This is a genomic window from Variovorax gracilis, from assembly GCF_030317115.1.
Lineage (GTDB): Bacteria > Pseudomonadota > Gammaproteobacteria > Burkholderiales > Burkholderiaceae_C > Variovorax > Variovorax gracilis.
Map to the genome: position 1 here is coordinate 12097 of NZ_JASZYF010000033.1, position 12585 is coordinate 24681.

Sequence of the window (12585 nt, forward strand, 5' to 3'; positions counted from 1 at the left end):
AGACAGCATGGCAACAGATGACGGCCGACTCGGCAATGGCACACCCAATCGCGATCCGATCACCGGCGCACCCGGCGCACATCCGGTCGGCACAGGCCTGGGAGCGACCGGCGGTGCGATCGCCGGGGCTGCCGCGGGCTCGCTCGCCGGCCCCGTGGGAACGGTGGTCGGCCTCGTGGCCGGCGCGGTCGCCGGCGGCCTGGGCGGCAAGGCCGTGGCCGAAGGCGTGAACCCGACCGCCGAGGAGACGTATTGGCGCGAGAACTACACCAAGGAGCTGTACTACGACCGAAGCCGGCCGTGGGAGGACTACGGTCCGGCCTACGAGGCGGGTTGGACCGGACGCAGCGTCGGGGGTGCCGACTTCCGTGCCGCAGAGCCCGGGCTGGCATCGGAATGGGAGAGCCGCCGCGGCGCTTCGAGGCTCGACTGGACCGAGGCCCGCCCGGCTGCGGAAGCAGCCTGGAACCGTGCGGACGAGACCTACTATGCGACGCAGGCCAACGGCAGTGACATCGTGAGCCACGAAGATCTCTCCAACGACGACGTGGTGGATGTGCTGAACGACCTGCTGGAGAACGCGCGCGACGGGGAATACGGATTCCGCACTTGCGCGGAGCAGGTCGAGACTGCCGACGCCAAGCAACTTTTCGCCAATCGCGCGGAAGGTTGCCGGCAGGCTGGGGTGGAATTGATGCAAATGATCAAGGCGTATGGCGGCGAGGCGGCGTCGGGCGGCACTGCGGCAGGGGCCATGCATCGGGGTTGGGTCCAAGTCAAGGGCTCTGTCGGCGCCGACAGCGAACTATCCATCCTGGAATCCTGCGAGCGCGGCGAGGATTCGGCGGTGGCCCGCTACCGCAAGGCGCTGAAGCAAAGCCTGCCCGCGGATGTGCGTGCCCTCGTCCAGAAGCAGGCGGACGGCGCGCAGCGAAACCACGATCTCATTCGCGATCTGAGGAACGCCGCACGCGAGCGGACCTCCTGACTCGACGCACGCCTCAGAGTTGCGCAGAAAGCAACGCGGCCAGGTGCTCCAACGCTTTCTCCGACAACGGCCGCTCGCGCCACGCGGCGAGAGTGATGCGCTTCGATTGCTTCAGGTCCGCCTCGAACTGGACCGTTTGCATCGATGCGAAAGCCGCGTCGTAGATGTTGAGGTTCGCTTCGTCGTTGAGTCGGAATGAACGGTTGTCGAAGTTCGTCGACCCGACCGACACCAGCAGTCCATCGACCGTGAAGACCTTGCAATGGAACATGGTCGGCTGGTATTCGCTGATCTCGGCCCCCGCTTCGAGCAGGGGTCCCCAGGCCGCCCGCGACGCCCCGCGGACGGTTTGGGAATCCATGATCGGTCCCGGCGTGATGATGCGCACGCGCACCCCGCGCTGCATCGCGGCGACCAGCGCGCCCACGGTCAAGTCGTCCGGAACGAAATAGGCGCTGGCCAGATCGATGCTCTTCGTCGCCGCCGCGATGGACAGCAGATACATCAGGTGCATGCTCTCGCTCCCTCCGGAAGGCGAGCTGCTGAACATCTGGGCCCGGCCATTGCCCGCCTTTTCGATCGCCGGAAAGTAGCGTTCTCCGTGCAGGACGTCGCCCGACACCTTGATCCAGTTGTCCATGAAGACGGCCTGCATCTGCGCGACGACGGGCCCTTCGACCTTGAAGTGGGAATCGCGCCAGTGTTCCGCGTCCTGCGCATTGCCGGTCCAGGCGGGAGCGATGCCGACGCCGCCGGTGAAGCCGACACGCCCGTCGACCACCAGGAGCTTGCGGTGCGTGCGGTTGTTCATGCGGGTGATGTCGTACCAGTTCGGCTTGTGGAACTTGCGGATCTGCACGCCCGCGCCTTCCATCTCCTTCACGAAAGCTTCGTCCACCTTCGCGCTGCCCACCCAGTCGAGCAGCACGTGCACCTTGACGCCGGCCCGCGAGCGCTCGGCCAATGCATCGGCGAACGCGCGCCCGATGTCGCCCGACCAGTAGATGTAGGTTTCGAAGGTGATGCTCTGCCGCGCGCCACGAATGGCGGCCAGCATGGGCGGGAAGATCCGGTCGCCGTTGTAAAGTGCCTCGAAGCGATTGCCGTCCGTGATGGGCGGCCCGAGCATGACGCCCAGCGCCCGCTGGTACTGCGCATCGTGCAGTGCGTATTCGCGGGTCACCTGCTCGTCGAGCTTCTTTTCACCGCCAGTGAAGGCGAGCACCAGGACGGTTGCGGCAACCGAGAGGAAGAGCGTCCAGAAAATGGCTTTCGTGCGGCTTCGCATGGGGGTTCATGGGTGGCGGGCGATGGGGCTGCAGTTTGCACGCCGGATGTCTCTCTCACGCACCCCGGGCGTCATCAAGCTCGGTAGGACGACGCCGCGACAAGGGGACGGCACTTCGTCCCACGCGCGAGCGGGGAGACGTCCGTGGCGATGGCCCGCGCTCGGTGGTCGACAATGCTGCGTTGCAACATCCAGAGCACGGAACCCATGAAGCAGTTGACCTGTTCGAATTGCAGCAATCGCGTTTTCTTCGAGAACCTGAGCTGCGAAACCTGCGGCTCGACACTGGGGTACGCGCCGGATGAGCAACTCATGCTCGCCTTCGAGGTGGCGGACGAGGATTCATGGCGCCGCCTGGGCCACCCCGGAGCCGACTACCGCCCCTGCGTGAACCGCAAGGAGAGCGTGTGCAACTGGTTGGTGCCCGCCGGCAGCGCTCACGGGCATTGCCTGTCGTGCCGCACCACGCACACCATTCCCGCGCTCACGAAGCCGGAGAACCGTGGCTACTGGGCCGCGCTCGAACAGGCGAAGCGGCGCCTCTTCTATACGCTCGTGGAGCTGGTGCTGCCGACACCCAACAAGCTCGAGGACCCCGCCAACGGCCTGTCTTTCGAGTTTCTCGAACAGGCGGACCCGAAGGAGCGCGTCCTCACCGGGCACGACGAAGGCGTCATCACGCTCAACATCGCCGAAGCCGACGACGCGCGCCGCGAGCATATCCGCATGTCGATGCACGAGCCCTATCGCACGCTGCTCGGCCACTTCCGGCACGAGATCGGCCACTACTACTGGGATCGCCTGGTGCGGCGCACCCAGTGGATCGACGAATACCGGGCGCTGTTCGGCGACGAACGTGCGGACTACGAGGAAGCATTGAAGAAGCACTATGCCTCGCCCGTGGCGGACTGGCCCCTGCGCTTCATCAGCGCATACGCCAGCTCGCACCCGTGGGAGGACTGGGCCGAGACCTGGGCCCACTACCTGCACATGGTGGATGGCCTGGAAACTGCCGCCTCCTGGGGCGCACGACTGGACTTCGCTCTCCCGTCCGGCCCTGCCCTCCAGGTGCGCCCGCTCGCGCTGCAGGCCGAGTCCATCCGGGACGCCGTGGTCGAACAGTGGCTGCCGGTGTCCCAGTTCATCAACGCGATGGATCGCAGCCTCGGCGCGCACGACAGTTACCCGTTCATCGTCGTCCCGCCGGTGATCGAGAAGCTCGACTTCATCCACCGTGTCGTCCGCGCGGGCAGTTCGGGCAGCGTCCCGATGAACTTCCTTCCGCGCTATCGCGACGACGCTCCCACCACCCGGTCGTAAGTCGCCTCGTCCACGAACCCGAGCGACAGCGCCGCCGCTCGCGGGCTGATGCCTTGCGCGAGTGCCGCGGCGGCGATCTTCGCGACCTTGTCGTAACCGATCAGCGGGTTCAGCGCCGTCACCTGCAACAGCGCGTTCTCGACGTTGCCCGCCAGCCGCGCGCGGTCCACCTCGGTGCCCTCGACCAGACGCCGGGCGAACACGCGCGACGCATCGGCCAGCACGCGAATCGACTGCAGCAGATTGGCGATGAGCACCGGCTTGGCGACATTGAGTTCGAAGTTGCCTGACGCGTTGGCCATGGTGATGGTCGCGTGGTTTCCGATGACCTGCATGCAGGCCTGTGCCAGCACCTCCGCAATCGTCGGATTGCGCTTGCCCGGCATGATCGAGCTCGTCAGGCCGTCGTCCGGGATCTTCAGCTCGCCCAGCCCGGAACGCGGCCCGGACCCGAGCCAGCGCACGTCGTTCGCGATCTTGATCAGTGAAGTCGCGATGACGTTCAGCGCGCCCGACGCTTCGACCAGGGCGTCGTGCGCGGCCATGCCTTCGAACTTCGATGGGTTGGGCCGGAACTCGCAGCCGGTGAGCGCACTGATCTCCTCGCAGAAGAACACGTCGAAACGGGGTGGCGCGTTCAGGCCGGTGCCGGCGGCCGTCCCACCCTGCGGCAGCAACCGGAGCCGCGGCAGGGCGGCGTCGATCCGGTCGATCCCGTGGGCGACCTGGCGGGCGAAGGTGTCGAAAGCCTGGCCCATCGTCATGGGCACCGCGTCCATCAGGTGGGTTCGAGCGATCTTGCGCACATCGGCAAAGGCGTCGGCGCGCCGTTGCAGGCTGCCGTGCAGCAGCATGAGCGATGGCTTCAGCCGTTGCTCCAGTTCCAGCACCGTGACCACATGCATGACGGTCGGGAAACTGTCGTTCGACGATTGCGATGCATTGACGTGGTCGTTGGGATGCAGCGGCGACTTCGTGCCCAGCGGCTGTCCCAGCAGTTCGTTCGCCCGGTTCGCGATGACCTCGTTCGCATTCATGTTGGTCTGGGTGCCGGAGCCGGTCTGCCAGACCGTGAGCGGGAAGTCCGCATCGAAGCGCCCGTCGCGCAACTCGGCCGCAGCGGCCACGATGGGCTCCGTCAGTTCGGGCGGCAACGCTCCGCAACGCAGGTTGGCCTGCGCGGCGGCCATCTTCTGGAGCCCGAACGCGTGGATCAGGGAGGCCGGAAAGCGCTCCTCGCCGACCTCGAAGATGCCAAGCGCGCGCTGCGTCTGCGCACCCCAGTAGCGGTCAGCGGGAATCTCGACCGGGCCGAAGGCATCGCTCTCGACGCGTACGGCGCCCATGATCAGTCCAGGGAGATGTTGGTCTTGGCCGCAACCGACTTCCATCGCGCGACCTCGCTTTCGGTGTGCTTGCCCAGCGCCGCGCCGGTGTACTGCTCCGCGGGCAGCAACTGGATGGCCTGCTCCGACATCTTGTCGGTGAAGGCCTTGTCGGTCATCACCTTCTGGTAGGCCGCCTGCACCTTGTCCAGCACGGCCTGCGGCGTGCCCTTCGGCGAGTAGACGCCATACCACGTCGATGCCTCGAAGCCCGGCAGCACGGTCTCGGCCAGCGTCGGCACGTCCTTCAGCTGCGGAAGGCGCACCTTCGACGTGACCGCCAGCGGACGCACCTTCGCCTCCTTGATCTGCGGCAACGCGGTGTTGGTCTGGTCGAAGATGCCGTCCACCTGCCCGCCGATCACGTCGATCAGCGCGGGGCCCGCGCCCTTGTACGGAACCTGCGAGATCTTGATGCCCGCGGTCGACGCGAACAGCGCCGCGATCAGGTGCGAGCTGGAGCCGACACCTGCGTTGCTGATGAACAGCTTGTCCGGGTTGGCCTTGCCGAAGTCGACCAGCGCCTTGATGTCCTTGGCCGGATGCTCCTTGCGGACCATCAGCACCAGCGGCGTATCGGGAAAGCGGAACACCGGCGCAAAGTCCTTCACCGGGTCGTAGTTGAGCTTCTTGTACAGGGCGGGCGCGGCGCCCATGTACCCCATGTGGCCGACCAGCATCGTGTAGCCGTCGGGAGCGGCGCGCGCAGCCTTGGCCGCGCCGACCGTGCCGCCCGCGCCGGGCGTGTTGTCGATGACGATGGGTTGCCCCAGTTCCCGCGCCACGCGCTCCGCGATGCTGCGTGCCAGCGCATCGGTCGGTCCGCCCGCGGCGAAGGGCACGATCCAGGTGACCGGCTTCGCCGGATAGGACTGCGCGACAGCGCCGCCAGCAACGAAGGCCAGCGCGAGCGCGCCAAGTTTCCAGTTCGACTTCATGATGAATTCCTTCAGGTGGGATCGGGGTCAGTGGGCAGCCGCCGGCGAACGCATGTCGATGCCGGTCGGGTGGGGATTGGTGTCCTTCATGTCCTCGGGCAGCAGGTTGCCGTCGTCCAGTTGTGCATCCGCGGCGGCGATCGCCGGGAAGCGCTCGGGATAGAGATGCCGCTCGGCAACCTTCGGGTCGAAGGTGCCCGACCATTTCGCGACGACCACGACCGCCACGCTGTTGCCGATGGTGTTGCAGGTCGAGATCGCCATCGACAGGAAGCGGTAGACGCCGAAGATCACCGCCAGTCCTTCGACCGGGAGAATGCCGGTGGAGGTCACGGTCGCCGCGAACACGACGAACGAGCCGCCCGACACCGTGGCCGCGCCCTTGGAGGTCAGCAGCATCAGCAGCAGGATGCCGATCTGGTGGTCCAGCGACAGCGGAACGCCGTACGCGTGCGAGATGAACATCACCCCCATCGCCATGAAGATCGACGTGCCGTCGAGGTTGAAGGCATAGCCGGTGGGCAGCACCAGTCCGACGGTCTGCTTGGCGCAGCCCAGACGTTCGAGCTTGATCAACAGGCGGGGCAAGGCGCTTTCCGACGATGCCGTGCCGAGCACGATCAGGATCTCGTCCTTGATGTAGCGCAGGAAGCGCCAGAGGCTGAAGCCGGCGATCTTCGCGATGAGGCCGAGCACGACGGCGATGAACAGCGCGATGACGGCATAGAAGCTCAGCACCAGTTGCGCCAGCGCGATCAGCACCGCGCTGCCATTGCTGCCGACCGAGTACGCGACGGCGCCGAAGGTGCCGATCGGTGCCAGTTTCATCACGAGGTTGATGAACGAGAACAGCACTTCCGAGATGTAGTCCAGTCCGCCGTTGACCTTTTCGCGGCGGCCTTCGGGAATCGCGAGGATGCCGATGCCGACCATCACCGCGAGGACGACGACCTGCAGCAGCTCGCCTTTGGCGAAGGCACCGACGAAGTTGTCGGGAACGATATGGGCCATGAACTCCAGGAAGCCTTGCGGCGCCGCGGCCTTCGCCACAGGAGCTGCAGCGCCTCCCGCCACCGTGGTCATGCCCTTGCCGATGCCCAGCAGATTGCCCGCCAGCAGCCCGACGACCAGCGCGATGGTGGAAATCACCTCGAAGTAGACGATCGATCGCCAGCCGACGCGCCCTGCACTCTTCACATCGCCGGCCGATGCGATGCCGTGCACGATGGTGAGGAACACGAGCGGTGCGACGCCCGCCTTGATGAGCGATAGGAACATGTCGCCCAGCAACTTGAGTTGCGAGGCGAACTTCGGGAAGGCGAAGCCAACGACGATGCCGAGCACCAGCGAGACCAGCACCTGCATGCCCAGCTTGCGGTACCAGGGCAGCTTGCGGGCGGGAGCCAGGGGCGCTTCGAGTGTGGTGGTGGTGGTTGTCATCTTGTCTCTCTCCCGCGCCTCAGGCGCTGACTTCGGCGGACAGCGCCAGCGCGCGATCCACCATCTGCGGCGCCAGGCCGAGGTAGTTGGCCGGATCGGTGAGGCGATCGATGGTGGCGCGGTCGAAGTGCTTCGTGACTTCGGGCAGGGCCGCGAGGGCTTCGGCCAGCGTGCCGCCCTTGTCGTTCACGGTGCGGCAGGCGTCGTAGACCACGTCGTGCGCCTGCTGCCGGCCGATGTGCGGGGCCATGCCCATCATCACGGCCTCGGCCACGATCAGGCCCTTGGTGATGCCGAGATTGTGGGCCATGCGGGCCTCGTCGACGATGAGGCCGCCGAGCGCGAACTTGGCCTGGTGCAAGGCGCCCGACGTGAGGATGAAGCTCTCAGGGATGGCAATCCACTCGGCATGCCACGGGCCGGTGGCGCGCTCGAAGTCCTGCACCATCGCATCGATCATCAGCCCGGCGTGCTGGCGCACCGCCTTGGAGGCGGCCAGCATCAACTCGCTGGAGATCGGGTTGCGCTTCTGCGGCATCGTGCTCGACGCGCCGCGCCCCTTGACGAAGGGTTCGTAGACCTCGGCGAACTCGGTCGACGCCATGATCATGATGTCGAGCGCGATCTTGCCGAGCGAGCCCGTGATGATCGCCAGCAGGTTCACCGCCTCGGCGAAGCCGTCGCGGGCCACGTGCCAGGTGGTGGCGGGCACGCCGAGCTTCAGCTCCTCGGCCATCGCCTTCTGCACTTCGAAGCCCTTGTCGCCGAGCGAGGCCAGCGTGCCGGCGGCACCCGCGAACTCGACCACCGCCACGCGAGGCCGCAACTCGGCGAGGCGCTCCTGGTGCCGGTCGAACATCGCGAGCCAGATCGCCACCTTGTAGCCGAAGGTCACCGGCAGCGCCTGCTGCAGGTGGGTGCGGCCCGCCATCGGCGTGTCGCGGTGCTTCTTCGCCAGCACACTCAGGATGCCGCGCAGCTCGCGGATGTCCTCGCCCACGCTGTCGAGCGCATCGCGCACCTGCAGCGCGACGGCGGTGTCCATGATGTCCTGCGTGGTCGCGCCCCAGTGCACATAGCGGCCCGATTCGCCGCACATCGCAACCAGCTGGTGGACGAGCGGGAGGATCGGATAGCCCACGATGTCCGTCTCGTGGCGCATGTGGTCGAAGTCGATGCGATCGATCCTGGATTCGCGTTCGATGACTTCGGCCGCCTCCGCGGGGATGACGCCGCAGCGGGCCTCCGCCTTCGCCAGGGCGATCTCGGCATCGATGTAGCGCTGGATCAGTGCGCCGTCCGAGAAGAGCTGGCGCATCTTCTGCGTGCCGAATGCATCGCGGAACAGGATGGAGTCGACGACCGTGCTGGCCATGGGAAGCGAAGGAGTGGACATGGGGACCTCGTGGAGTGGTGTGGGGCGGACGTCAATATGTCCGGACATATCTTCACTGTAATATGTTCGGACATAATTTCCAAATGGGGTATACCCTTAAGCCCATGAACGACGCTCACGAACCGGCCCCGCAGAAGGCCAACTTCTCGAACATCGCCCGCCACCTGACCGAAGGCATCACGTCGGGGCACTTCGCCGTGGGGACGCTGCTGCCTACCGAACTGGAGTTGTGCAAGCACTACGGCACCAGCCGCCACACCGTGCGCGCCGCGCTGGCGGAGTTGCAGGAGCTGGGACTGGTGTCGCGGCGCAAGAACGTGGGCACGCGCGTGGTCTCGGCGAAGCCAAGGCCCAGGTTCAGGCCGTCCCTGGCATCGGTCGACGACCTGGTGCAGTTCGGTGCCGAGCACCAGCGCGTGGTGCAGGCGATCGGGCCGACGACGGTCACCGGCGAACTCGCCCGCGAGCTGGGCTGCGCCGATGGCGCGCCCTGGCTGCGCATTTCGAGCCTGCGGATGGTGGGCGACGAGGACGCGCTGCCGATCGGCTGGACCGACGTCTACATCGACCCCGGCTATGCCGACATCGCCGAGGTGGTCCGGGCCTCTCCCGATTCGCTGATCAGCTCACTGATCGAGGACCGCTATGACCGGCATATCGCGGAGATCCACCAGGACGTGCGCGCGTTCACGATCACCGATGGCGCCATGGCCGACAAGCTCCAGGTGAAGACCGGCACGACGGCGCTGAAGATCGTTCGACGCTATTTCGACGACGAGGGCGATGTCTTCGAGATCTCCGTCTCGGTGCATCCGGCGGACCGGTTCTCGGTGTCGATGCAACTGCGCCGATAGAAGGGGAGAAGGGGCTGCGGCTACGCCGCGCTTTCGAAGAGGTTCCGGCGAGACACGCCCGCGGGACTTTGAACCCCGATCAGCGCCATGTTGCGCATGATTTCCGACGCCAGGATGCCGATGGCGTGCTCCACGCCGGCCTGCCCCGCCACCGCGCCGGCGTAGTTGAAAGGCCGCCCGACGAAGACGAACCTGGCACCGAGCGCCAGCGCGAGCAGCACGTCGTTGCCACGACGGAAGCCGCTGTCGATCATCACGGGATAGTCCTTGCCGAGCGCTTCGACGACCGCCGGCAACACCTGCATCGGCGACACCGCGCCGTCGAGCTGCCGCCCGCCGTGGTTCGACAGGATGACGCCGTCGGCCCCATGCTCGCTCGCCTGCAGTGCATCGCGCGGGTCGAGGATGCCCTTGACGACCAGCGGGCCCTTCCAGCGCCGGCGTATCAGCGCGAAGTGCTCCCAGTTCAGGTGGTCGCGCGCGCCGAAGTCGCGCATCACGCTGGACGAGAGGATCGGCGCACCGCGCGTGGCCTGCGAGTTCTCGAAATGCGGCATGCCTTGCGTGAGCAGCGTGCGGAGTGCCGTCCCGCAAAGCCACCCGGGGTGCGTGATGCCATCCAGCGCCAGGCGCAGGCTCGGTCGCAAAGGGGTGGAGAAGCCGGCGCGGATGTTGTTCTCGCGGTTGCCCGAGACGGGCGTGTCCACCGTGACCACGAGCGTGCCGAAGCCGGCGCGCTCCACCCGGTCGAGCAGCTTGAGGATGCGCTCCGGCTCCCCGGGCACGTAGGCCTGGAACCATGCACCCGGATTGGCGCGGGCAATCTCCTCCATCGGAATCAGGGAGGTGCCGCTGAGGATCATCGGCACGTTGGCGGCCGCGGCCGCCTGCGCCTGCACCAGGTCGCCGCGGTAGGCCGATAGCGCGCTGATGCCCATGGGCGCGATGCCGAATGGCGCCGCGTACTGCCGCCCGAGCAAGGGCGTGGCGAGCGTGCGCGCGGAGGTGTCCGTCAGGATGCGGGGCACCCACGCGAAGCCCTCGAAGGCGCTGCGATTGGCGCGCAGCGAGCGGTTCGTTTCGCAGCCGCCCGACACGTAGGCAAAGATGGGCGCGGGCAGGAAGCGGCGTGCCGCGTGCTCGAAATCGTCCAGAGACAGCATGCGGCGCAGCCTGCGCGGCAGCTTCCGCGCGCCTGCGCCAGTCGGCGCGGACGAACTCGGCGCCGCGAATTTCTCCAGGCCGGTCGATGAGGTCGTCACGGCGGCGCTCACACCGGCAAGCCCTTGGCGCGCAAGGTCGCGTCAAAACGCTCGGGGTCGGACCTGCCTGCCGCGTTGTCTGCACGGATCTTCGCTTCCTTGACCAGGTGCGCGCGGCTTCGCGCGAGGACGTCGGCACACTCGGCGGCCGGGATGGCAATGACGCCATCGGCATCGCCGACGATCAGGTCGCCCGGCAGCACGGCAAGGCCGGCGCACGAGACCGGCACGTTGATCTCGCCGGGGCCGTCCTTGCTCGGGCCACGGTGCGTGTGGCCGCGCGCAAAGATCGGCATGCCCTCCTCCGCCCATTCGCAGAGGTCGCGCACCGCGCCATCGATGACGAGGCCGCCGAGCCGCTTGAAGAGGCAGGTCGTGCGGATCAGCCCGCCGACCAATGCCTGCGACACGTCGCCGCCGCCATCGATCACGAGCACATCACCGGGCTGCACCATCATCAGCGCCTTGTGGATCATCAGGTTGTCGCCGGGGCGCACGCGCACCGTGACGGCCGGGCCGCACAGCACGGTGTCGAGCCGCGCGTGATACTGGCGCAAGCCGATGGTGCCGATGTTGCGGCTCATGGCGTCGCCGATCGCCGCGACCGGGATGTCGCGGAAGGCTGACACGACCTCGGCAGTGGGCCCTTCGGCACGGGGATGGATGCGGTAGCCGGCGGGCCACTGGACGGTGGTTTCGTTGCTCATGGGATCTCCGGGAACGTGAGGACGGCGGGTATCAGGAAAAGACCTGGGGATTGACGCAGGCGGACGCATCGGCCGGTTGGCCCTGCAGCCAGCCGAGCACGTTGCGCGCGGCGCCGCTCGCCATGCCCGCGAGAGCGGCCGGCGTGGAGCCGCCGACATGCGGCGTCAGCACGACGTTGGGCAATGCGGCCAGCGGGCTGTCGGGGGGCAGCGGCTCGGTCGCCATGGTGTCGAGGCCCGCCGCATGCAGTTGGCCGCTTTGCAATGCGGCGATCAGCGCCGGCTCGTCGACCACCTCGCCGCGCGCGGTGTTGACGAGGATGGCGCCGCGCCGCATCGCCGCGAACTGCTCGGCGCGCAGCATGTCGCGGGTGTGCTTGTTGAGCGGCACGTGCAGGCTGAGCACGTCGACCAGCGGGAGCATCGCGTCCAGCGATGGAAGCAGCCGCACACGCTCGACCGGGCTCTTGCCGCCGGCCAGCGCCGGGTCGAACGCCACGACGTCCATGCCGAGCGCGAGGCACACCATGGCCACGCGCTGGCCGATCTGGCCGAAGCCGACCAGGCCGAGGGTCTTGCCATGCAGTTCGACGCCATCCTGCGCGCGCGACCAGCGGCCGGCATGCAGCTCGGCATCCATCCAGCCGATGCGACGCGCCGCGGCGAACATCAGCCCCAGCGTCATCTCGGCCACCGACTGCGCGTTGGCGCCCGGCGTCACGTACACCGGGATGCCGCGCGCGGTGGCCGCATCGACATCGATGTTGCTGACGCCGACGCCATGCTTGGAGATGACCTTGAGCGTCGGGCACGCTGCAATGGCCTGCGCCGACAGCCGCACCGTGCGCGAGATGACCGCATCGACGGGTTCGGTCTGCATGATGCGTTCGACCTCCTCCACGCTGTCGGGATCGGACAGGTAGATCACGCGCGCGCCGGCCTGCGCCAGGAGATCGGCGCCGGCCTTCGCCAGCTTGGGTGCCGTGACCAGGATGGTGGGGTTCACT

Annotated in this window: 11 protein-coding genes; 3 read left to right on the top strand and 8 right to left on the bottom strand. The window is 67.2% G+C overall.

Annotated elements, in window-relative coordinates; translation table 11 throughout:
- Positions 1-7: 7 nt before the first annotated feature.
- A complete protein-coding gene (locus QTH97_RS31585) occupies positions 8-988 on the top strand; it encodes a ferritin-like domain-containing protein (RefSeq protein ID WP_286572544.1) in 981 nt (326 codons plus the stop codon).
- Positions 989-1001: 13 nt separating this feature from the next.
- Here QTH97_RS31585 and QTH97_RS31590 read toward each other — a convergent pair whose 3' ends face one another.
- Entirely contained in the window at positions 1002-2276 is a 1275-nt protein-coding gene (locus QTH97_RS31590) for a phospholipase D-like domain-containing protein (protein ID WP_286572545.1), read from the bottom strand.
- A 207-nt stretch (positions 2277-2483) separates the two neighbouring features.
- Between QTH97_RS31590 and QTH97_RS31595 the strand changes: the two genes are divergently transcribed.
- Complete coding sequence (locus QTH97_RS31595) at positions 2484-3596, top strand: zinc-binding metallopeptidase family protein (RefSeq protein WP_286572546.1); 1113 nt, start codon at positions 2484-2486, stop codon at positions 3594-3596.
- On the opposite strand, the gene QTH97_RS31600 is transcribed toward QTH97_RS31595, so the two are convergent.
- The 4 genes from QTH97_RS31600 to QTH97_RS31615 are packed head-to-tail and all read right to left on the bottom strand — an operon-like array spanning position 3563 to position 8755.
- Positions 3563-4942 (bottom strand): class II fumarate hydratase, encoded by a 1380-nt coding sequence (locus QTH97_RS31600; RefSeq protein ID WP_286572547.1) that lies wholly within the window; start codon positions 4940-4942, stop codon positions 3563-3565. The genes QTH97_RS31595 and QTH97_RS31600 overlap by 34 nt on opposite strands.
- Positions 4943-4944: 2 nt before the next feature.
- Positions 4945-5919 carry a tripartite tricarboxylate transporter substrate binding protein BugD gene (locus tag QTH97_RS31605; protein WP_286572548.1) on the bottom strand — a complete coding sequence of 325 codons (975 nt, stop codon included), beginning with the start codon at positions 5917-5919 and terminating at the stop codon, positions 4945-4947.
- Between the two features lie 27 nt (positions 5920-5946).
- Positions 5947-7359 carry a cation:dicarboxylate symporter family transporter gene (locus QTH97_RS31610; protein WP_286572549.1) on the bottom strand — a complete coding sequence of 471 codons (1413 nt, stop codon included), beginning with the start codon at positions 7357-7359 and terminating at the stop codon, positions 5947-5949.
- Between the two features lie 19 nt (positions 7360-7378).
- On the bottom strand, positions 7379-8755 hold the full coding sequence (locus QTH97_RS31615) for a class-II fumarase/aspartase family protein (RefSeq protein ID WP_286572550.1): 1377 nt from the start codon (positions 8753-8755) through the stop codon (positions 7379-7381).
- A gap of 104 nt (positions 8756-8859) precedes the next feature.
- On the opposite strand from QTH97_RS31615, the gene QTH97_RS31620 reads away from it, so the two are divergent.
- Positions 8860-9609, top strand: a complete 750-nt coding sequence (locus QTH97_RS31620) for a GntR family transcriptional regulator (RefSeq protein ID WP_286572551.1) — start codon at positions 8860-8862, stop codon at positions 9607-9609.
- Between the two features lie 20 nt (positions 9610-9629).
- Here QTH97_RS31620 and QTH97_RS31625 read toward each other — a convergent pair whose 3' ends face one another.
- From QTH97_RS31625 to QTH97_RS31635, 3 genes are read right to left on the bottom strand one after another with little or no spacing between them, the layout of a single operon-like run.
- Positions 9630-10850, bottom strand: a complete 1221-nt coding sequence (locus QTH97_RS31625; protein WP_444813501.1) for an alpha-hydroxy acid oxidase — start codon at positions 10848-10850, stop codon at positions 9630-9632.
- Positions 10851-10879: 29 nt separating this feature from the next.
- Entirely contained in the window at positions 10880-11578 is a 699-nt protein-coding gene (locus tag QTH97_RS31630; RefSeq protein ID WP_286572552.1) for an RraA family protein, read from the bottom strand.
- Positions 11579-11609: 31 nt separating this feature from the next.
- Positions 11610-12584 carry a hydroxyacid dehydrogenase gene (locus tag QTH97_RS31635; RefSeq protein WP_286572553.1) on the bottom strand — a complete coding sequence of 325 codons (975 nt, stop codon included), beginning with the start codon at positions 12582-12584 and terminating at the stop codon, positions 11610-11612.
- Between the last annotated feature and the right edge of the window lies 1 nt (position 12585).

What these genes read in the sequence shown, in the direction of transcription:
- QTH97_RS31585 (WP_286572544.1), top strand. Translation starts at nt 8, where the DNA reads ATGGCAACAGATGACGGCCGACTCGGCAATGGCACACCCAATCGCGAT.
- QTH97_RS31590 (WP_286572545.1), bottom strand. Translation starts at nt 2,276, where the DNA reads ATGCGAAGCCGCACGAAAGCCATTTTCTGGACGCTCTTCCTCTCGGTT.
- QTH97_RS31595 (WP_286572546.1), top strand. Translation starts at nt 2,484, where the DNA reads ATGAAGCAGTTGACCTGTTCGAATTGCAGCAATCGCGTTTTCTTCGAG.
- QTH97_RS31600 (WP_286572547.1), bottom strand. Translation starts at nt 4,942, where the DNA reads ATGGGCGCCGTACGCGTCGAGAGCGATGCCTTCGGCCCGGTCGAGATT.
- QTH97_RS31605 (WP_286572548.1), bottom strand. Translation starts at nt 5,919, where the DNA reads ATGAAGTCGAACTGGAAACTTGGCGCGCTCGCGCTGGCCTTCGTTGCT.
- QTH97_RS31610 (WP_286572549.1), bottom strand. Translation starts at nt 7,359, where the DNA reads ATGACAACCACCACCACCACACTCGAAGCGCCCCTGGCTCCCGCCCGC.
- QTH97_RS31615 (WP_286572550.1), bottom strand. Translation starts at nt 8,755, where the DNA reads ATGTCCACTCCTTCGCTTCCCATGGCCAGCACGGTCGTCGACTCCATC.
- QTH97_RS31620 (WP_286572551.1), top strand. Translation starts at nt 8,860, where the DNA reads ATGAACGACGCTCACGAACCGGCCCCGCAGAAGGCCAACTTCTCGAAC.
- QTH97_RS31630 (WP_286572552.1), bottom strand. Translation starts at nt 11,578, where the DNA reads ATGAGCAACGAAACCACCGTCCAGTGGCCCGCCGGCTACCGCATCCAT.